Origin of the sequence: Fontivita pretiosa (genome assembly GCF_050410795.1) — a bacterium.
In the GTDB taxonomy this organism is placed as follows: domain Bacteria; phylum Planctomycetota; class Phycisphaerae; order Tepidisphaerales; family Tepidisphaeraceae; genus Fontivita; species Fontivita pretiosa.
Map to the genome: position 1 here is coordinate 2,413,760 of NZ_CP191258.1, position 20,003 is coordinate 2,433,762.

Consider the following 20,003-nt stretch of genomic DNA (forward strand, 5'->3'; position numbering starts at 1 on the left):
AATTTACACCGGGTTGTGTCCTTTCCTCTTGCAGCAGGAATCACAGCTCTCGCCCAGCGCGCCGATTCCCCAGCGAAGTACCGGGCATATGCCCCAGAGATCGCTCGGTGCGCAATCAAGCCCGTCCTTGTTCGCCAATATGTCTGCCGCAGACCAACCCACCCCTTTATTCCTCAATTGCTTATCTAGTTCATCGCGCAGCTCCTTACCGTGCCCTGCGAGCATAGCAATCCCACGGCCGCATGCTTTCGAGATCTGGCAGCTTACGACACAATGCGCATACTTATCGTTGGTCCAATCCTTTCGCGCCTGCATTGCCGTATTGAACGGAACTATGCAAGCTGCCACGACGGGCACCAAAGCCGCTGCAAAGACCGCCGGCCCGACATTGCCCTTTGGGTCCGTGTACTCCACGGGACTCGAGCGAACATATTGGTATAAGTTCATTTCATCAATGTATTCCTCCCGGTCCCTCTGCATGAACCTTCCTAGCCCCGGATGCAGCATGCGGTTGCGGTTGTACACCAGGCTCGTGTTCGTGTCGTGCATCAGCCCCTGGTGCCCGATGTCCCATCCCACGGCGCTGGACGAGAGGCTGCTGGAAAAGTCGGCGCTGCGGATGTCCCTTACACCGTAGGGCGTGTAGACGTACCGCTCCGCCGCGTCGCCGCCTGAGTCCGCGATGCAGGTGACGCTGTGGTTGGCGTCCTGAAGCGCGTAGTGCCGCTCGTTGAGGTTGCCGTCATCCGCCGTGTCCCGGTCCCGCAGGATCAGCTCATCCACGTAGCCGATGCCCCAGACGTATTGGCGTTCCTGCGGATTGGTGCGCCCGTCCACCCGCTCCTCGATCACCTGCCAGCGGTTGGAGTAGTAGAACTGCCGCGTCTCGCTGAGGCTGCCGCCGCTGTCGTAGGTCTTCCTGGTGATCCTTCGGCCCAGCCCGTCGTAGCTGTAGGCCGCCACGAGGTTGACCCCGTCCTTGACTTCAGTGAGCCGGTTCCACGCATCGTACTTGCAGGTGTAGCTGCTGCTCATCGCGGAGGGCCTGGGATAGCTGGTCACGTTGCCCATCGCATCGTAGCCCGGATCTGCCCACGCCACCTGCCCGGCCTGCTCTCCGCTGATGTCCGTGATCTCGTTGGCCTTGTTGTGGCTGCGGGTCTGGGTCAGGTCAGTGGCGCCCACCGGCGCGGCGCCGGTAGAGTTGTTGTCGCCTTTGCTCTGCCCCCGAAGCCACGATGTCGTCATTTTTGTGTCTTGACCATTCTGCGCACCGCGAACGCAATTCCAATCGTTCCCAACGCGAAGACTCCTAAGGCCGCTGCCGTGCCAATTCCGCTCGACCGCATAGCACCGGAGAGGGGATCGATTGAATTGCCGTAAACGTAGTAATCCAAACTTATGAAGAGTGCGGTGACACCAGATAGCAGCATAGAAGATATTGCCACCATAGCTTTTTCGTTCCGAGTTCCGCCCAACTGTTGTTTGCGCCACGCTATCGCCAGGACGAACGACTGCACGAAACCCAGAAAGAGCCCGAACAATGCGTCAAGTGCGAAGGAAAGCCACCTGCCCAAGAATGTATTGAACTGGTTCAGGAGGAATACGCTCACAATGCCGACGCCGCACCAACCGATCAGTGTGCCAAGAGCTGCCAGCAATCCCAACTGCACGGATGCGCGTGGGAGCATAGACATGCTGTCGGCTGGATCGTGCTCCACCGATCTGTAATCCATCCAGCGGCGCATGCGCGTCACTTCCAATAGCCTGGGTCGGGCCTCCACCAGCCCGGCGCGTCATCGGGCTCGGAAGTCGTGACCGTATAGGAATATCCGCCGTCGCTCGTTGGCTGCCAATACGTCTTCGTGTTGTGGACCGATACCTTGCACTTCCTCAAAACGTTGGCGATAAAGGTATTGGAATTGTCACCGGTCGCCTTGTATGGTGGGAGATTCGCTGTCTCGACTGCATCCTTGATGTAATTGTACAGTTCGCACTTGTCATCTCGTGAACAAACGTCATACCGCTGCCATCCCGTCTTGTCGGGATAGCCGTTTGGACCATCCAGGTACCCGGGATCGATTGGACGATCCTTCTTTCGAGCATTCTGTGGATTCTCCGGATGTCCGCTGCGGTCGGTGCCCTGCTCACCGGGCGCAGCGCGAGCGCCGGCATCTTCCCAACGGCGTCCATTCTTGCCGTCGCAGTCAGCAACGATTGAACAGTGTCGACCTACGACGGGACCACCGGACCCGCTGGCAGGCACATCAGAACATTCGACAGCGACGCGACTTCCGTTCCATCCTCTCGGATCGACAAACGTGATCGCGTTATTGCCGGCGTACTCAAACAGGTTCATTCCATCCCAATAGCCGATTGGATCCCTCTGCATGAACCTGCCCAGCCCTGGGTGCAGCATCCTCGCCCGGTTGTAGATGAGCGTCGTGTTCGTATCGTGCATCAGCCCCTGGTGCCCGATGTCCCAGCCGACGGCGCTGGACGAGAGGCTGCTGGAGAAGTCGGAGCTGCGGATCTCCCTGCTGCCGTAGGGGGTGTAGACGTACCGTTCCGCCGCGTCACCGGCCGTATCGATGATGCACGTGACGCTGTAGTTGGCGTCCTGAAGCGCGTAGTGCCGCTCGTTGAGGTTGCCGTCATCCGCCGTGTCCCGGTCCCGCAGGATCAGCTCATCGACGTAGCCGATGCCCCACACGTACTGCCGCTCCTGCGGATTACTGCGCCCGTCCACTCGCTCTTCCAGCACCTGCCACTCATTGCTGTAGTAGAACTGCCGCGTTTCGACAAGGCTGCCGCCACTGTCGTAGGTCTTCCTGGTGATCCTTCGGCCCAGCCCGTCGTAGCTGTAGGCCGCCACGAGGTTGGCCCCGTCCTTGACTTCAGTGAGCCGGTTCCACGCATCGTACTTGCAGGTGTAGCTGCTGCTCATCGCGGAGGGCTTGGGATAGCTGGTCACGTTGCCCATCGCATCGTAGGCCGGCGTGGCCCAGGCCACCTGCCCGGCCTGCTCTCCGCTGATGTCGGTGATCTCGTTGGCCTTGTTGTGGCTGCGGGTCTGGGTCAGGTCGGTGGCGGTGGCGTCGGTGAACGTGCCGTTGCCGTTGGCGTCCTCCTTGAAGCTGGTCCAATTGCCCAGGGCCTTCAGGCTCCACTCCTGGGCGAAGCTGAGCGTGGAGATCCCGCTGAACGTGCCGTTGAGGTCCCCGCGGTCGCAGTCGGTCAGCCGGTTCAGGCCGTCATTCGTGTAGAGCCCACACATGTAGCTATTCGTTGGCGTCACCTTTATTTCGCCCATCACCTCTATTTCGCCTGGGAAGTGAGAGCCCAGTTGTGCCAATCGCTCTTATGTAGTTCCCAAGAAGCCGAAACGACCAGAGATTGAAAGTAGTCAGTACAATATTGCAGAAGAACGCGCCTGCCCGCGCGATGTATGCCTTCGAGGTGTGACTCGGCTGCATCACATGGAATCCGAGGGCCGCGAGCGGAAGCGCGACCAAGGGAAAAACCACAACACACAGGATCCAGCGGTACAGTGTCTGCATATGGAAAACATGCGCAGCGCGGCCCTCTGAAAAAGCAGAGCCGAACCGCAGGACGAATATGATGATCAGTACGTTTGCCAGATTTGAAAGTCCCAGCCATAAATCCGATGCTCGAGCGAATGAGAGCGACACGTCGGTCCACCAACACAGGAGCAGCACGCCGAATCCACAGATTGAAACCAGTGCGAGCAATCGGATCGATGCCACGACCAGCAAGCCGATGGCGCCAGCATGGAGTATAGGTGGAACACGTAATGCACCCCAGGAGACAAACAGGCCCGCTCCAACAACGAGGACGGAAACGGCAAGGGAGGCGAAGGACGAATTAACCGTGAACATCATGACCAATGGCATGGAAAGAATGTAAATGCCGAAACCCCATCGCAAAAGCGTGCTGCTGCAACGCCACTGCGCGATCTGCGTCGCTTCAGACCCGAAGCGCAATAGGGCCTTGCGCGACTCGCTAATGGCATGACCGCATTCGGGACATCGTCCGAACTCGTTCAATCCTTGAAGGTCGTAGCCGCACGCGACGCAACGAGGGGTCAGTGTGTTTACTGTTTCGGGTTGAATGCGCATGCATGCCGTTTTTCCCATGGATGCACCGGGATCACCTGACGGGCTTTTCGCAGCCGCATGACTTAGGGGTTGTGGGCGATGGCAACTTTTCAGTAATGACCGGAGTATCGGCTCCTATCCAGGAACCTATAACGTCAACCACAACATGCCCTATTGTGATGGCGGGGTTACCTGGGATCGGGTGAACGTCGTCGTATGTACCTTCCCCGAGAATGAGGTCGCCATTGGCGTCGTAGCAGCACTGGTATCCGCCAGCAGTCTTGGGATCACCATCCTGCCTCCGGTAGCAATCGCCCGTGTGAAACAACCAGTCCATCGGATCTTCAGCCCAGTGATTACCGTCCTCGTCGTGAAATGGATAGTGATTGTCGATCGGACCTGCCGGAAAGCGGCCTGGCTGGTTGGGACATCTTTTCGGTTCCTTTGCTGGACACTTGTTCACGACGTCCGTGCGAGGGCCCGTTTGCGTCGGCCAAGGATCATACTGCACCGGTGCTGGCGCGAACGGACCGGGTCCTGGTTTGATAGGATCTCTGCCAAAACTCGGTTCTAATCCACTAGGATCGATGGCTGTCACTGGTCTTGCGGATACGTACAGATACAGGTTCATCGTACGCACGTACCCTAGCGGGTCCCTCTGCATGAACCTTCCCAGCCCCGGATGCAGCATCCGGTGGCGGTTGTACACCAGGCTCGTGTTCGTGTCGTGCATGAGGCCCTGGTGGCCGATGTCCCAGCCGACGGCGCTGGACGAGAGGCTGCTGGAGAAGTCGGAGCTGCGGATCTCCCTGCTGCCGTAGGGCGTGTAGACGTACCGCTCCGCCGCATCTCCGCTGCTGTCCACGATGCACGTCACGCTGTAGTTGGGATCCTGCAAACCGTAGTGCCGCTGCTCCAGCGTCCCGTCCCCGCTGGAGCCTCCGTTGGCATCCCTGTCGCGCAAGATCAGCTCGTCCACGTACTGCATGCCCCACACGTATTGCCGCTCCTGCGGATTGCTCCGCCCATCCACCCGCTCCTCGATGATCTGCCAGCGGTTGGAGTAGAAGAACTGCCGCGTCTCGGTCAGGCTCCCGCCGCTGTCGTAGGTCTTCTTGGTGATCCTCCGGCCCAGCCCGTCGTAGCTGTAGGCTCCGACGAGGTTGGCCCCCTCCTTGACTTCAGTGAGCCGGTTCCACGCATCGTACTTGCAGGTGTAGCTGCTGCTCATCGCGGAGGGCTTGGGGTAGCTGGTCACGTTGCCCATCGCATCGTAGCCTGGCGTGGCCCAGGCCACCTGCCCGACCTGCTCCCCGCTGATGTCGGTGATCTCGTTGGCCTTGTTGTGGCTGCGGGTCTGCGTCAGGTCCGCCGAATCGCTGAACGTGCCGTTGCCATCGGCGTCCTCCCTGAAACTGGTCCAGTTCCCCAGCGCCTTGAGGCTCCACTCCTGGGCGAAGCTGAGGCTGGCGATGCCGTCCAGCGTGCCGTTGAGGTCCCCGCGGTCGTAGTCAGTCAGGCGGTTCAGGCCGTCGTAGCTGTACAGCCCGTCGCGGGTGCTGGTGTTCGCGTGGTCGCGATAAAGGCGGTTGGAGTTGCGGTCGTAGCCGTGCTTGAAGCGGTCCACCTCTTGGGGCGTGCCGTAGTCCCGCCAGCGGTGGTCGATGATCCGCCCGAAGCGGTCGAAGCCCGCGTAGCTGCCGGCAGTGTCCTGGAAGTAGTCCAGCTTCACGTCCGCCTCGGCCAGGTCCTTGATCACCACCCGCCCGCTGCCGCTGTAAGTTGTAATAATACTCGGCGATGACGATGACGTCACGCGTGACGCCAAAGAGCGTTAGGCAGGATCGGCGCGGGAGCTAACCTGTAGTGTGCTTTATGAAGCAGCCGGAGGATGCGTTTGAGAAGTGGCGGCGGCGAGGTGGTCTGGCGCTGGCGCCGATTTTCTTTACAGTCACTTACGCCGTGACCGCGCAACTCAACCCCGAGGGCCGCCGGCTCACCGGCATCCTTGCCGTCGTTGCCGTCCTCTGGGTCAGCGAAGCACTGCCGCTGCCCGCCACCGCGCTGCTCGGCGCGGTCCTGTGCATCCTGCTGGGCGTGGCGCCGGCCAAGCAGGTGCTGGCGCACTTTGCCGACCCGATCGTGTTCGTGTTCATCGGCAGCTTCATGCTGGCGCGGGCGATGACGTTGCACGGGCTGGATCGTCGCATCGCGCTGGCGTTTCTGAGCAATCGGCTGGTGGGTGGTCGCGCCTGGCGGATGCTGGCGGGGATGGGAGTGGTGACGGCGTTGATCTCGATGTGGGTGAGCAACACCGCCACCGCCGCGATGATGCTGCCGATTGCGCTGGGTGTGCTGGGCGCGATGGGAGCCGCAGGCGAGCCGCGCCAGACAGAGGATCCGCTTGCCAAGCCGCCGCAGGTGCAACCCTGGTCGTACGCCACGGGGATGATGCTGATGGTGGCCTACGCTGCCAGCATCGGCGGCATCGGCACGCCGGTGGGTTCCCCGCCGAACCTGATCGGCATCGGGCTGATCGAACAGGCGACCGGCGTGGAGATCGGCTTTTTCCGGTGGATGATGCTGTGTGTTCCGCTGCTGGCTGTGATGGCCGCGGCGCTGATTCTGTTGTTGTGCCTGCTGCACCCGGCGAACGACGGGCCGGTCAGGGACGCATCCGTGGCCGATTACATCCGCCAGCAGCGTCGTCGCCTGGGTCCATGGACTGCGGGGCAGATCAACACCCTTTTGGCCTTTGCCGTGGCGGTTGCGCTGTGGATCGCGCCGGGGATGCTCAAGCTGCCGATCTGGGGTCAGGCGGTCAACCAATGGGGCAAGCTGCTGGATGCACGGGTTCCCGAGGCGGTCCCGGGACTGCTGGGCGCCCTGCTGCTGTTTGTGCTTCCCATCGACCTGCGTCGTGGCCGATTCACGTTGTCCTGGGAACAGGCGGTGCAGATCGACTGGGGAACGATCCTTCTGTTCGGCGGGGGATTGGCGCTGGGCACGCTGATGTTTCAGACCGGCGTGGCGGAGGCGCTGGGCCAGGCCATCACCGGCCGGCTGGGTGTCGGCTCGCTGTGGGCGCTGACCGGAGTGAGCATCGCGATGGGAATCGTATTGAGCGAAGCGACGAGCAACACCGCCGCCGCCAACATGGTCATTCCGGTGGTCATCGGGATTTGCCAGACGCAGGGGATCAACCCGATCGCTCCGGCGTTGGGCGCGTGCCTGGGCGCCAGCTACGGCTTCGTGCTGCCGGTCTCGACGCCTCCCAACGCGATCGTGTACGGCTCGGGGCTGGTGCCCCTGGGGGCGATGATGCGCGCGGGGATCATCTTCGACATCGTTGGCTTTTTGCTCATCTGGGCCGGGCTGCGCATCCTGTGCCCGCTGCTGGGGCTGGCTTGACCACATCGGCACAGGTGCAAACAGGTTGCAGGTAGCATATGATCTTCCCGTGGCGCCGATCATCGACATCCGAAAGCTGGATTTTGCCTATTCCACGGGCGCGGCGGCGGGGTTGGTGCTCAAGCAGATCGACCTGAGCGTCGAGCCGGGCACGACGCTGGGTCTGATCGGGCCCAATGGCGGAGGAAAGACCACGCTGCTTCGGCTGCTGCTGGGACTGGAAAAACCGACACGGGGCACGATTCTGATCGCCGGACTTTGCCCGCGCGACGCGGTGCGTCGTGGCGACGTGGTCGGCTATCTGCCGCAGAACCCGGCGCTGCCGCGAAACTTCCCGCTGAGCGTTCGCCAGCTCGTTCGACTCGGCCTGGCGGGCAAGACCGGCATGTTGCGATGGTATTCGCGGCAGGACCTGGCATTCGTCGAGGAATTGATCGACCGGGTGGGGCTGATGCAGCTTGCCGAGCATCCGGTCAGCCAGCTCAGCGGTGGACAGCTTCAGCGGGTCCTGATCGCCCGCGCGCTGGCACCGCGACCCAGGGTGCTGCTGCTGGACGAGCCGACCACCGGCATCGACCGCGCCGGCCAGCAGCAGTTCATCCAGTTCCTCCAGAAACTCAAGCACGACCTGAAGCTGACCGTCGTGTTCGTCAGTCATGATCTGCGGTCGGTGGCGTCGGTCTGCGATCGGATCGCCTGCCTGAACGTCACGCTGCATTACCACGACGTGCCGCACCGCATGCCCGCGGATCTGGTCTTCAGCATGTTCGGATGCGATCTGGCGGCGCTGGGGCTTGAGAAGCCCAGGGACGAGCAGACGCAACGATGGGACGATGGCCAGCGCGCCGGCGTGCAAGCGGCCGCCGGCGGTTGCAGCAACCCATCCGCTGATCTACCCGACTCTGCGTGTTCTCATTTACCCGCCGACCCCTGATGAGGATCCAATCGATGCACCTGGCGGTGGCAAACTCGATACTCCTGAACACGCTGGCGACGGCGACGGCGCTGGCGGTGGCGTGCGCGGTCCTCAGCGTCGTGGTGGTCCTGCGCCGCTGGGCGTTCATCGGCGAAGGCATCAGCCATGCCGGCTTTGGCGGCGCGGGAACCGCCTGGCTGCTGATGCTGCTGTTTCCGAAGCTGGATACGCCATGGGCGCCGTACGCGTTCGTCGTGCTGTTCTGCCTGGGCACCGCGCTGGCGATCGGCGCCATGAGCCGCGAGCACGGGCTTCACGCCGACGCCGCCATCGGCATCTTTTTGGTCGCGTCGCTGGCCTGGGGGTTCCTCGCCCAGCACGTCTACACCGAGTATCGCCACACGGTCCCGACCCTCTTCGACAACCTGCTGTTCGGGCGGATCGTCAGCTTCTCGCCGGAGTACACGCGCGTGGCGGTGGCGATCTGCCTGGCCGTCGTCCTCGTCGTTGCGGCGCTTTGGAAGGAGATCCTGGCCTACTGCTTCGATCCGATATTGGCCCAGACCTCGGGCGTGCGCACGGGGTTCGTGCATTACCTGTTGATGATCCTGGTGACGATGGTGATCGTGGTGGGCGTTCGCGTGGCCGGCAGCGTGCTGGTGACGGCGCTGCTGGTTCTGCCGGGGGCGACGGCGCTGCTGATCAGCCACCGACTGCGCACGGTGATGCTTCTGTCGCTGGGGGCGTCGCTGGTGGGCATGATCGTTGGACTGCTGATCAATCTGAGATGGCGCTATCTGCCGGCCGGGCCGGCGATGGTGCTGGCGATGTTCGCGGAGTTTCTGATCGCCTGGTCGCTGACCCGGCTGCCGCGGCGTGCGGGTGTGATGCGCGTCCACATCCCTTCCGGCCGCCGCTGACTGCGCCGAAACCGCAGTCATCGTTTCATCTGCTCTTCGGTCTTTTACGTCCTGCTCGTGAGTCCGCGACCCGTCTTTTGACACGTCGATAGGGCCTTCGTAGTATTCCACCACCGGAATACAGGAATATGTCTCCTGAACCTCAACTGATCGCACGGGTGGTGCAGCGGCTGAAGGCGCTTGCGGATGAGAACCGCATTGGGCTGATCCTTCAGCTCAGGCGCGGGCCGGCGAACGTCACGCAGTTGACCCGCGCCCTTGGGATTGCGCAGGCATCGGTTTCGAAGCATCTGTCGGTGCTGCGACAGGTCGGGATCGTCGGCGTGCGGCGCGTGGGCAACCAGGCGGTTTACAGCATCCGCGACGAGTCGATCTTCGAGCTGTGCCAGAGCGTGTGCAACGGCGTGATGCGGTTCATCGAGCAGGAGCACGCGGCCCTGAAGCCGCGGGCAAAGGTCTTTCACCGATCCAACAATCACCATGACAGGGAGGCTTCACGATGTCGGTCCAGACGATCGCACCGGCTGAACTCAGCCGCCTGATCGAACAGGCGCGCCAGCAGGGGCGCAGCGTCGATTTGATCGACGTGCGCACGCCTGCGGAGTTCCAGGCCGTTCATGTCGAAGTCGCGCGGCTCGTACCGCTGGATCAGCTCGATCCGCAGCGTCTGCTGGCTGAGCGAAACGGGCGGGGCGACGAGCCGATCTACTTCATCTGCCGCAGCGGCGCCCGCGCGGCGCGGGCGTGCGAAAAGATGCTCGCCGCCGGATGCAGCAATGTGTTCAATGTGCAGGGCGGCACGCAGGCGTGGGAACAGGCCGGCCTGCCGGTGGTACGCGGCCAGCGCAAGGTGATCCCGCTGGAGCGGCAGGTGCGCATCGCCGCGGGATTGCTCGTGTTGATTGGCGTGGCGCTGGGATGGCTGGTGCATCCCGGCTTTTATGCGCTGGCGGCGATGGTGGGCGCGGGGCTGGTTTTTGCTGGCGTCACCGACTGCTGCGGCATGGCGATGCTGCTGGCGAAGATGCCGTGGAACCGGGCGTAGATACTCAGGACGTGTCATGCGTGTCACGGGCGTCTCGGCCGTGCTGAGATGCGTGTGTGGAAGTAAAACCGCCTGGTCCCGCAGGCGCACACGACACGGGTGGCAGGTCCGTGACACGGCAGCGATGGCATTACACGGGCTGTTGCGCGGATGAACCCGTTGGCGATCATCTTCGGAGCGGTGGTGGGACTGTCGCTGGGACTGACCGGCGGAGGTGGATCGATCCTGGCGGTGCCGATGCTGGTTTACGGCCTGTCGGTGCCGCCGCGCGAAGCCGTCGGCATCTCGCTGGCGGCCGTCGGCGCCACGTCCCTGGCCGGCGCGATCCATCGCATCGTCCGAGCTGAAGTGGAACTTCGCACGGGCCTGATGTTCGCAGCCGGGGGGATTGTGGGCGCGCCGCTGGGGACGTTCATCGGTCGGTTCGTCCCGGCAGCAGTGCTGCTGCTTTGCTTTGCGGCTTTGATGCTCTGGGTGGCCGTTCGTATGTGGCGAAAGGCGAGCAGGCGTCCGGAAGCGGCGGCGGCGATCCGGGCGCCGCAGCTTTCCAGTCCCGCCGTGCGCGCCGATCCGCCGGCGTGCAGCCGCAGCCCCAGCGGGCAACTCACCTGGAGCTCGCGCTGCGCCACGCTGATGGCGATCTGCGGCGGGCTGACGGGCGTGATGTCGGGCCTGTTCGGGGTGGGCGGCGGGTTCATCATCGTCCCGGCGCTGGTGCTGTTTACCGGCATGCGCATCCACAACGCGGTCTCCACTTCACTGATGGTGATCGCCTGCGTCAGCGCCGCGGGCGTGTGCTCCTACGTGTTGACCCGACAGCCCCTTGAGCCAGGACTGACGACGCTGTTTGTCGCTGGCGGAATCATCGGCCTGTATGGCGGAACGCTGATCGGTCGGCGGCTGTCGCCGGTGCATCTTCAGAAGGCTTTTGCGGTCGTGATCGTCGTCGTCGCGGCATTCGTGATCTTCAAGAATCTGGCGTGGGCTGCCTCGCACGCCTCGTGAAGGCAAAGGAACGGAGCAATCATGTTCTTCCACCAGCGTTTCATCCCGGGCCTGGCGATTGCCTCGTACATGGTGGGGGACGAGAAGAGCAGGCAGGTGGCGGTGATCGACCCGACGCGCGACGTGGATGAGTACATTCGGATCGCGGCGGAACAGGGGCTGTACATTACGCACGTGCTGGAGACACACGTGCACGCCGACTACGTCAGTGGATCCGTCGAGCTGAAGGCGCGGCTGCGCGATGCGGAGGCGCCGCAGCCGCAGATCGTCTGCTCGGGCATGGGCGGCACGCAGTGGACGCCGCCTTACGCGGATCGCCTCGTCAGTGACGGCGAGGAAGTCAGGCTCGGCAGCGTTCGCCTGCGCGCCGTCCACACGCCGGGGCACACGCTCGAGCATATCTGCTGGGCTGTGTTCGACGAGACACGCAGCACGGACACGCCGTGGCTGATGTTCACCGGCGATTTCGTGTTCGTCGGGGATGTCGGTCGTCCGGACCTGCTGGGTCCGGATCAGCAGACGCAGCTTGCGCGGCTGCTGTATCAGAGCATCTTCCACAAACTTTTCTCGATGCCGGACTTCACGGAGATCTATCCCGGCCACGGCGCCGGCTCGTTGTGCGGCAAGGCGCTGGGTTCGCGGCGGTCGTCGTCGCTGGGATTCGAGCGACGCTTCAACCGCTCGCTCCAGCCGGCTCCCGAGCCGCAGTGGACCAGCGCGCTGCTGAACGAGATGCCGCCGGCCCCGCCCTACTTCAAACGGATGAAGCAGATCAACGCGCGCGGGCCGACGATTCTGGGCGCGCAGCTTCCGGGGCAGAAGCGGCTGAGCGCGAATCAGGTTCACCAGCGGCAATGCGACGATTGCATCGTTCTGGACGTTCGATCGAAGGAGGCGTTCGCGGCGGCGCACGTGCCAGGGTCGATCAACATCCCGCTGGACCCGAACCTGCCCTCGTGGGCGGGATGGGTGCTGCCCTATGACCGCCCGCTGGTGATCGTGCCGCCCAGCGCCGCGGACATGCCCGGCATCGTCACGCATCTGATCCGCATTGGGCTGGACCGGATCGAAGGATTCCTGGAAGGCGGGATCGAGGGCTGGGAGAACGCGGGATATCCGGTATCGCGGCTGGAGACGATATCGGTGCAGGACCTGCACGAGGCACTGAATGACAAGGTCCAGCCGCCGTTCGTGCTGGACGTGCGCGGCGACAGTGAATGGGCCGGGGGACACATTCAGGGCGCGCATCACATTCACGCGGGTCTGTTGAAGGATCGGCTGAATGAGGTTCCGAAGGACCGGCCGGTGGTGGTGATCTGCGGCACGGGGTATCGTGGCTCGATCGCGGCGTCGGTGCTCAAGAGCAGCGGATACGAGCGTGTGGCCAATGTTCCTGGCGGGATGACCGCCTGGCACGCCGCGGGGTTGCCGGCAACGAAGGACTGAGAACTCCAGGCAGACAACCGAGGACTGAACAGCAGATGAGCAAACGAATCGTGATCATCGGAGGTGTGGCTGGCGGGATGAGCGCGGCGACTCGGGCGCGACGGATGAACGAGCATGCCGAGATTATCGTCATCGAGCGCAGCGGGCACATTTCGTTCGCCAATTGCGGCCTGCCGTACTACATCGGCGGGGCGATCAAGGACGCGCACAAGCTGCTGGTGACCGATCCGCAGCGGGTGAAACAGCGATTCAACATCGACGTGCGGGTGCGTCACGAGGCGACACGTATCGACCGCGCCGGCAAGACGATCGACGTGACGGACCTGAGCAGCGGCAGGACGTTTCAGCTCGGCTACGACAAGCTGATCCTCTCGCCCGGGGCGGTGCCGATCGTGCCGGCGATTGCCAATGTCGATGCGCCCAACGTCTTTTCGCTGCGATCGATGGACGACACGCGGGCGATCGACCAGTGGATCCGCCAGCGCCAGCCGCGAAATGCTGTTGTCGTCGGCGCGGGGTTCATCGGGCTGGAGATGGCCGAAGCGCTGCACGAGCGGGGCATGGGCGTGACGGTGGTCGAGAAGCTGCCGCACCCGATGCCGCCGCTGGACGAGGAGATGACCGCGCCGATCGCCGCGGAGCTTGCCAGGCATGATGTGAAGCTGATCGTCGGCAGCGGGCTGAAGTCGCTTCGCGCCGGAAGCGACGGTCTGGTCAGCGCCGTCGAAGTCGAGGATGGGCGTGTGATCCCGTGCGACCTGGTCGTGCTGTCGATTGGCGTGAGGCCGAACGTGAAGTTGGCGCAGGAAGCCGGGCTGCGGATCGGATCCACCGGCGCGATTGCGGTGGATGGCGTGCAGCGTACGAGCGATCCGGACATCTATGCGGTTGGCGACGCCAGCGAAGCGATCCACGCCGTGACGGATGCTCCGGTGCGGATTCCGCTGGCGGGTCCGGCAAACCGGCAGGGGCGCGTGGCGGGCGAGCACGCCGCCACCGGCCAGGCGCTGCCGGCCGGCAAAGTCCTGGGCACGGCGATCATGAAGCTGTTTGACCTTGCCGTCGGAATCACCGGCTTGTGCGAGCGTGCAGCGAGGCAGGCGGGTTTTGTGGATGTCGACTCGGCCTACGTGCTGCCCGCGAATCACGCCGGCTACTACCCCGGCGCCCAGGCGATGCGGATCAAGCTGGTCTACGACAACGCCAGCGGGCGCGTGCTGGGGGCGCAGATCGTCGGAGGCGCGGGCGTGGACAAGCGTCTGGACGTCATCGCCACGGCCATGCACTTTAAGGGCACGATCGATGACCTGGCGACGCTGGATCTGGCGTATGCGCCGCCGTTCGGCTCGGCGAAGGATGCGGTGCACATGGCGGCGTTCGTGGCGCAGAATCAGCGTCGCGGGGTGATGCGCGCGGTGCCGCCGGGGTCGCTGGACGACCAGCAGCTCATCGACGTGCGTACCCCCGAGGAATTCGCCGCCGGTACGATCCGCGGCGCGATCAACATCCCGCTGGATGAGCTTCGTCGCCGCCACAGCGAGCTGGACCGATCCCGGCCAATAGTGGTGATGTGTCAGGTCGGCCTGCGGGGATACGTGGCGCAGCGGATGCTCGAGCAGCTTGGATTTACCCAGGTGAAGAATCTGAAGGGCGGTTTTGCGCTGGCGCGGGACGTACTGAAGGATCGCGTGACGGCAGCGCAGTAGAAGCAGCACAAGAACAGACTGACGCGCGTTGCGTGTGCAGCCGGCGAGCAGACTCTACGGCTAGACGGGCGGGTCGGCAGATCCCAGGTGATCGTGGAGCAGCGCCCGCATCACGGCAACGGTGCGTTCGACGGGGAATTGTTCACTGGCGGCCGGGACGTGGACAAAGCCACAGCATTCGGGCCAGCCGCATCGCGAAGCGTGATCCAGCAGCGTCCAGTAGGAGCCCTCGCAGACGTACAGGCCGCAGTCGTCGGAGAACCGCCAGGGCACACTCAGCCGATCCAGCGTTGTGATGAAGGATTCCCACGGCCAGTTGCCGCGAAGCTGCGCCTCGCCGGGCAATGCTTCGAACGGCTGCACTTTGCGGGCGATTCGTTCCAGTCGGAAGCTGTCGCCCGGCGCCAGGCCCGTGCACAGGCACGCCTGCGGTCGCAGCTCATCGATCAGGCCAAGCAGACGACTGCGGGCGGCGTGGAAATCCACCGGCAGCACCCGCCCTGCCACCCCCAGCGCGCCCAGCTCCGCGGCGAGGATCTCGGCGGCCTGTCCGCTTGGGTTGACCTGATATCGGTCAAACGGCTGGAAGCCGGTGATCAACAGTCGCGGCCGGCGCATCGCGGGCGAGTATATCTGGATGCAGGCTGGTGCGGCTACAATCGTCTTGTCTTTGGGGGGTCCAACAAGCCGCAGGCAAAGGCGGAAAGGATGGATCGGATGAAACCGAACGTATGGCCGGTGGCAGTGACGGCGACGGTTCTGCTGGCGCTGCTGCTGGGCGGCTGCGCCACCACGCGAAAGATCTACTACAACGCCTGGGAAGGCATGGGCTATGCCAAGCGCGAACGCCTCGTCGATAACGTGAAAAAGGCGCGGCAGGAGCAGGTCGAGGCCAAGCAGCAGTTCGCCAGCGCGCTGGAGCAGTTCAGGAGCGTGGTGAACTTCGAGGGCGGAGACCTCGAAAAGGTCTACAACAAGCTCAACCACGAGTACGAGGCGTCAGAGAAGCAGGCCGAGCAGGTGCGCGACAGGATTCAGTCGGTGAAGAACGTGGCCAGGGCGCTGTTCGACGAATGGCGAGGGGAGATCAAACAGATCAAGGACGATCCGTCGATCCGGCAGCAGAGCCAGCAGCTCTACGACAGAACGTATCGCAGCTACGAGGAGCTGATCCAGCGGATGGATGCGGCGGCGGCGACGATGGAGCCGGTTCTCACCAAGTTCAAGAACCGCGTGCTGTTCCTGAAGCACAACCTCAACGCCCAGGCGATCGCGTCGCTGAAGGGAACGGAAATCGAGCTTGGCGGCGACATCGAAAAGCTCATCAGGACGATGGAAGCGAGCATCGCGGAGGCGGATGAGTTCATCGCGGAGATCCAGCCGAAAAAGTCGTGAGCCGTCGATTGTTGATTTGCGGTCTTTTGATTGGCGAGTTGGAGCAGCACGAGGAGCTTGCACATGCGCGCATATTCCATGGCAGGGGTCGTGTCCATCGCGGTCATCGTGGGGGCGGTGGTTTTGGCGCAAGACCAGGGAGGGGATCACGTGCCGCGGCAGCGGCTGGCGACGGTGGAGCAGGCATCGGCGTTCGCCGAAGCGTTCCTGCGCACGCTTGCCAGCGGCAGCGCGTTCGAGGCCTTCAACGCCGTCAAGTCGGCGCTGCCCGGGGAAGAAGCCGTGGCCGTGGACCAGACACGCGATGCCACGCTGGAGATGCTCGATCGCCTGCGCCCCACCCACGGAGATCCGGTGGGATACGATATCGTGGCCAGGCGGTCGCTGGGCTCGTCAGTGGTGCGGATCGAGTGTCTGCTGAAGCTTCAGCGCTATCCGGTGCGATGCACGGTGGTGTTCTATCGCCCGCACGACTCGTGGCTGCCGGTGCAGATTCTCTTCGACGAAGACATCCGGCTGATGTTCGAGGAACTGAACCGGTAACATGTGCGGCTTTGCGGGCGTAGTGGCGTGGGATGAGAAGTATCGCGTCTCGCCAGAGACGCTGGAAACGATGTCGCGCGCGATTGCGCACCGCGGCCCGGACGGGCAGGGGTATCACCTCACGCGCCAGAACGAGCCGATCACGCCCCAGATGCCGCAGGTGGGGCTGGCGTTTCGCCGGCTGGCGATTCTGGACCCGGATCCGCGCAGCAATCAACCCTTCCACATCGGCCCGCTGACGCTGGTCTTCAATGGCGAGATCTACAACTTCAGGGAACTGAAGTCCGAGATCTCCCGTCTCAGGCCCGACTACCGCTGGCGGACCACCGGCGATACGGAAGTGCTGCTGATGGCGTACGACGTCTGGCGCGAAAAGTGCCTGGAGAAACTGAATGGCATGTTCGCGTTTGCGGTCTGGGACGAGCAGAAAAAGGAACTGTTTGTGGCGCGGGATCGGATGGGGCAGAAGCCGCTGTTCCTTGCACATCATCCCGGGCAGATGATCGCCTTCGCCAGCGAGCTTCAGGCGTTGCGGAGTCAGGATTCTTCGGCGGCGGAAGACGTCCTGATCGAGTATCTGCGATACGGCTGTATTGGCGGATGCAGATCGGTGCAGCGGCACTGCGTGAAGCAGGCCGCCGGCTCCTGGAGCGTGTTTCGGCTGGGGATCTGCCAGAGCGGCGGCCGGTTTTTCGATCCGAATGCGGCCAAAGAACGGTGCGATGATGCGCGCACGCAGACGCAGCTTCGCGTGCGTCGCGCGGTGCAGCGCCAACTGGTTTCTGATGTTCCCCTGGGCGTGTTCCTGTCCGGCGGGATCGATTCCAGCGTCATCGCTGCCTGCGCGCGGCAGTTCGGGCCGGTCGAGACGTTCAGCATCGGATTTGACGATCCGCGCTACGATGAGACGCCGTATGCGGCGGCTGTGGCCCGGCACCTGGGGACCCACCATCGCCAGTTCATCGTTCATCCGACCGCGGCGGAAGATCTGCCGAAGCTGGCGCAGGTGTTTGGCGAGCCTTTCGGCGATTCGTCGGCGCTTCCGACGCACTACCTGGCGAGGGAGACGCGAAAACACGTCAAGGTCGCGCTCAGCGGCGACGGAGGCGACGAGCTTTTCGGCGGGTACGATCGCTATCGCGCGATGCACATCTGCTCGCGGCTGGCGCGATCGCCGCGGGCGGCGCGTCACCTGGTGGCCGCGCTGGCCAGACCCTGGTCCGCCGGGCATCCCAAATCCACGCTCACGCGGGCTGCGCGGCTGCTCGGCTCGCTCCAGCTCGACCACGCCCACCGATATGCTTCCTATCTGCGAATCTTCGATGACGCGACCCTGGCGGAGCTGTTGCCGTGCCAGCAGATGCACCCCGCCGACCATGTCGCGGAGCTGTTCGAGCAGCAGCTTGAGGCTGGCGCGACGCCCGTCGAAGCCGCGCTGGCCGTGGATCGCCTCACGTATCTGCCCGACGACCTGCTGACCAAAGTCGATCGCTGCTCGATGCTGCATGGCCTGGAGGTTCGCAGCCCGTTCATGGATCATGAGCTGGTACAGTTGGCGGCGGGGTTGACGACGGATCAGCTTCTTGGGGGCGGACCGAAGCGCATGCTTCGCGAAGCGTTCGCAAAGGACCTGCCGGATTTCGTGTTCAAGCGGAGGAAGATGGGCTTTGCCGTGCCGATCGGGGAGTGGTTCCGTGGCGAGCTCAGGCCCATGCTGCGGGAGAGCCTGTTTGCGTCCGATTCGTTCTCGCGGGATCACTTCAATATGAAGGTGATTGAGCGGCTTGTGGATGAGCACGAACGCCAGCGCGTTGATCACTCTCAGCGCCTGTACGCGCTTCTGATGCTGGAGCTTTGGTGGCGGTGGTACCGTGGCAGTTAACCACGGATGAACGCGGATGAACGCGGAACAGATCTGCTGGCTCGTAGCGTGTCACGACCGTCTGGGTCGTGCACGCGCTGCTCGCACCGGCGGGACGCCTGACGTTCATACACGTTTCTGGAAGCCCTCCTTGAGGCAGCAGAGCGGACAGGCGTGGCACCCGTGCCCGGCGGCATAAAGTGATGAACAGCACGGGGAGCGGATTTTCGAACTCGAGCGCACCCTGCATGGCCGGGACGGCCATGCCACAAGTGGCTCGGACGTGTCACGGGCGTCCCGCCCGTGCCTGGCGGCATGAAGTGATGAACAACCCAGAGATCCAACGTTCGAACTCGAGTGCACCCTGCATGGCCGGGACGGCCATGCTACAGTTGGCTCGGACGTGTCACGGGCGTCTCGCCCGTGCCTAGCGGCATGGAGTGATCAATGGGCCGGGTGTCGGACTTTCGAGTTCGAGCGCACCCTGCATGGCCGGGACGGCCATGCTACGGTTGGCTCGTCTTCACCTTCTTCGCACGCACCTGGGAGCCTGAGCGAAAAACTCGGGTCGTCCGAGATGTGTATCAACGACAGGCGGGAAACCCGTGACACGAGTGACCTGGGCGTGCCGCTGTGTCCACCGCGGCGGCGGCTTCGTGACTTGAAGTCCTGGTGGTTATATTTTGCAATCGATGATCAGCGTCGTTGTTCCGATTTATAACGAGCAGGAGAACCTGCCGGAGCTGCGCCGCCGGCTGACGGCGGCATTGGACTCGACGGGCGAATCGTGGGAGCTGATCTTCGTCAATGACGGCAGCCGCGACCGCTCGGCGGAGATCATCCGCCAGTACCACGCTGAAGACCCCCGCATCAAGCTGATCGAGCTGTCCCGCAACTTCGGGCACCAGCCTGCGGTGACGGCGGGAATCCATCACGCCAGCGGCGACTGCGTCATCCTGATCGACGGAGATCTCCAGGATCCGCCCGAAGTCATTCCCGAGATGGTCAGCAAGTGGAAGCAGGGTTTCCAGGTGGTGCTGGGCGAGCGGCACAGCCGCGGCGATGGCTCTGGGGCGCGGGGGATCGGATTCAAGCTTTTTTATCCGATTTTCCGGCGAATCAGCGATCTGCCCACCATGCCCGATGCCGGCATCTTCGGGCTGATGGATCGCGCGGTGGTCAACGAGTTCAACAAGCTGCCCGAACGCAACCGCTTCATTCCGGGACTGCGAAGCTGGCTGGGATTCAAATCCACCAGCGTGCTGTACGATCGCCAAGACCGCGCCGCAGGCAAGCCCAAGCAGACCCTTCGGCGGCTGATCAAGTATGCCATGGACGGCATGCTCAGCTTCAGCTACAAGCCGCTGAAGGTCGCGACGTGGATGGGGTTCATCGTCTCGGGCGGCGCGTTCCTGCTGGCGGTCTACTACTTCATCGACTTCCTGCGACACCGCGAAAAATACGGCAGCGGATTCACCACGCTGATCCTGTGCATGTTGTTCCTGGGCGGAGTGCAGCTCATCGCCATCGGCGTGCTGGGCGAGTACATCGGCCGAATCTACGAGGAGATCAAGCAACGCCCGCTGTATATTGTCTCCGACACCCTGGGGATCGAAAAAAAGCCCGACTCAAGGTAG

At 63.4% G+C, this 20,003-nt stretch carries 18 protein-coding genes; 12 read left to right on the forward strand and 6 right to left on the reverse strand.

Annotated features, from left to right (window positions below):
• Window positions 1-3: 3 nt before the first annotated feature.
• Genes ACQS5P_RS09820 through ACQS5P_RS09840 form a run of 5 tightly spaced genes read right to left on the reverse strand, consistent with a single transcriptional unit; the run spans window position 4 to window position 5,934 of the window.
• The gene (locus ACQS5P_RS09820) at window positions 4-1,248 is read right to left on the reverse strand and encodes an RHS repeat domain-containing protein (RefSeq protein WP_428940712.1); all 1,245 of its coding nucleotides are present in this window, start codon (window positions 1,246-1,248) and stop codon (window positions 4-6) included.
• Window positions 1,245-1,748 carry a hypothetical protein gene (locus ACQS5P_RS09825; protein WP_428940713.1) on the reverse strand — a complete coding sequence of 168 codons (504 nt, stop codon included), beginning with the start codon at window positions 1,746-1,748 and terminating at the stop codon, window positions 1,245-1,247. Before ACQS5P_RS09825 ends, ACQS5P_RS09820 begins: the two co-directional genes overlap by 4 nt.
• Window positions 1,749-1,753: 5 nt before the next feature.
• Window positions 1,754-3,277 carry an RHS repeat-associated core domain-containing protein gene (locus ACQS5P_RS09830; protein ID WP_428940714.1) on the reverse strand — a complete coding sequence of 508 codons (1,524 nt, stop codon included), beginning with the start codon at window positions 3,275-3,277 and terminating at the stop codon, window positions 1,754-1,756.
• A 4-nt stretch (window positions 3,278-3,281) separates the two neighbouring features.
• Window positions 3,282-4,139, reverse strand: a complete 858-nt coding sequence (locus ACQS5P_RS09835; RefSeq protein ID WP_428940715.1) for a hypothetical protein — start codon at window positions 4,137-4,139, stop codon at window positions 3,282-3,284.
• Window positions 4,140-4,170: 31 nt separating this feature from the next.
• Window positions 4,171-5,934 carry an RHS repeat domain-containing protein gene (locus ACQS5P_RS09840; protein WP_428940716.1) on the reverse strand — a complete coding sequence of 588 codons (1,764 nt, stop codon included), beginning with the start codon at window positions 5,932-5,934 and terminating at the stop codon, window positions 4,171-4,173.
• A 59-nt stretch (window positions 5,935-5,993) separates the two neighbouring features.
• On the opposite strand from ACQS5P_RS09840, the gene ACQS5P_RS09845 reads away from it, so the two are divergent.
• The 8 genes from ACQS5P_RS09845 (at window position 5,994) to ACQS5P_RS09880 (ending at window position 14,567) form a co-directional block, all read left to right on the forward strand.
• Window positions 5,994-7,529, forward strand: a complete 1,536-nt coding sequence (locus ACQS5P_RS09845) for an SLC13 family permease (protein ID WP_428940717.1) — start codon at window positions 5,994-5,996, stop codon at window positions 7,527-7,529.
• A 49-nt stretch (window positions 7,530-7,578) separates the two neighbouring features.
• On the forward strand, window positions 7,579-8,463 hold the full coding sequence (locus tag ACQS5P_RS09850) for a metal ABC transporter ATP-binding protein (RefSeq protein WP_428940718.1): 885 nt from the start codon (window positions 7,579-7,581) through the stop codon (window positions 8,461-8,463).
• Window positions 8,464-8,477: 14 nt separating this feature from the next.
• Window positions 8,478-9,365: a metal ABC transporter permease gene (locus tag ACQS5P_RS09855; protein WP_428940719.1), complete on the forward strand. Its 888-nt coding sequence runs from the start codon at window positions 8,478-8,480 to the stop codon at window positions 9,363-9,365.
• Window positions 9,366-9,493: 128 nt separating this feature from the next.
• On the forward strand, window positions 9,494-9,907 hold the full coding sequence (locus ACQS5P_RS09860; protein WP_428940720.1) for an ArsR/SmtB family transcription factor: 414 nt from the start codon (window positions 9,494-9,496) through the stop codon (window positions 9,905-9,907).
• Window positions 9,865-10,410: a rhodanese-like domain-containing protein gene (locus tag ACQS5P_RS09865; protein WP_428940721.1), complete on the forward strand. Its 546-nt coding sequence runs from the start codon at window positions 9,865-9,867 to the stop codon at window positions 10,408-10,410. Before ACQS5P_RS09860 ends, ACQS5P_RS09865 begins: the two co-directional genes overlap by 43 nt.
• 150 nt (window positions 10,411-10,560) lie before the next feature.
• On the forward strand, window positions 10,561-11,415 hold the full coding sequence (locus tag ACQS5P_RS09870) for a sulfite exporter TauE/SafE family protein (RefSeq protein WP_428940722.1): 855 nt from the start codon (window positions 10,561-10,563) through the stop codon (window positions 11,413-11,415).
• A gap of 21 nt (window positions 11,416-11,436) precedes the next feature.
• A complete protein-coding gene (locus ACQS5P_RS09875; RefSeq protein WP_428940723.1) occupies window positions 11,437-12,861 on the forward strand; it encodes an MBL fold metallo-hydrolase in 1,425 nt (474 codons plus the stop codon).
• 35 nt (window positions 12,862-12,896) lie between these two features.
• Entirely contained in the window at window positions 12,897-14,567 is a 1,671-nt protein-coding gene (locus ACQS5P_RS09880) for an FAD-dependent oxidoreductase (protein WP_428940724.1), read from the forward strand.
• Between the two features lie 60 nt (window positions 14,568-14,627).
• Here the strand turns inward: ACQS5P_RS09880 and ACQS5P_RS09885 are convergent, their stop codons facing one another.
• Window positions 14,628-15,185 carry a hypothetical protein gene (locus tag ACQS5P_RS09885; protein ID WP_428940725.1) on the reverse strand — a complete coding sequence of 186 codons (558 nt, stop codon included), beginning with the start codon at window positions 15,183-15,185 and terminating at the stop codon, window positions 14,628-14,630.
• Between the two features lie 99 nt (window positions 15,186-15,284).
• Between ACQS5P_RS09885 and ACQS5P_RS09890 the strand changes: the two genes are divergently transcribed.
• From ACQS5P_RS09890 to ACQS5P_RS09905, 4 genes are all read left to right on the forward strand, one after another.
• Entirely contained in the window at window positions 15,285-15,962 is a 678-nt protein-coding gene (locus ACQS5P_RS09890; RefSeq protein WP_428940726.1) for a DUF2959 domain-containing protein, read from the forward strand.
• Window positions 15,963-16,025: 63 nt separating this feature from the next.
• Window positions 16,026-16,505, forward strand: a complete 480-nt coding sequence (locus ACQS5P_RS09895; RefSeq protein WP_428940727.1) for a hypothetical protein — start codon at window positions 16,026-16,028, stop codon at window positions 16,503-16,505.
• 1 nt (window position 16,506) lies between these two features.
• Window positions 16,507-18,387: an asparagine synthase (glutamine-hydrolyzing) gene (gene asnB / locus ACQS5P_RS09900; RefSeq protein ID WP_428940728.1), complete on the forward strand. Its 1,881-nt coding sequence runs from the start codon at window positions 16,507-16,509 to the stop codon at window positions 18,385-18,387.
• A gap of 671 nt (window positions 18,388-19,058) precedes the next feature.
• Window positions 19,059-20,003 carry a glycosyltransferase family 2 protein gene (locus ACQS5P_RS09905; protein ID WP_428940729.1) on the forward strand — a complete coding sequence of 315 codons (945 nt, stop codon included), beginning with the start codon at window positions 19,059-19,061 and terminating at the stop codon, window positions 20,001-20,003.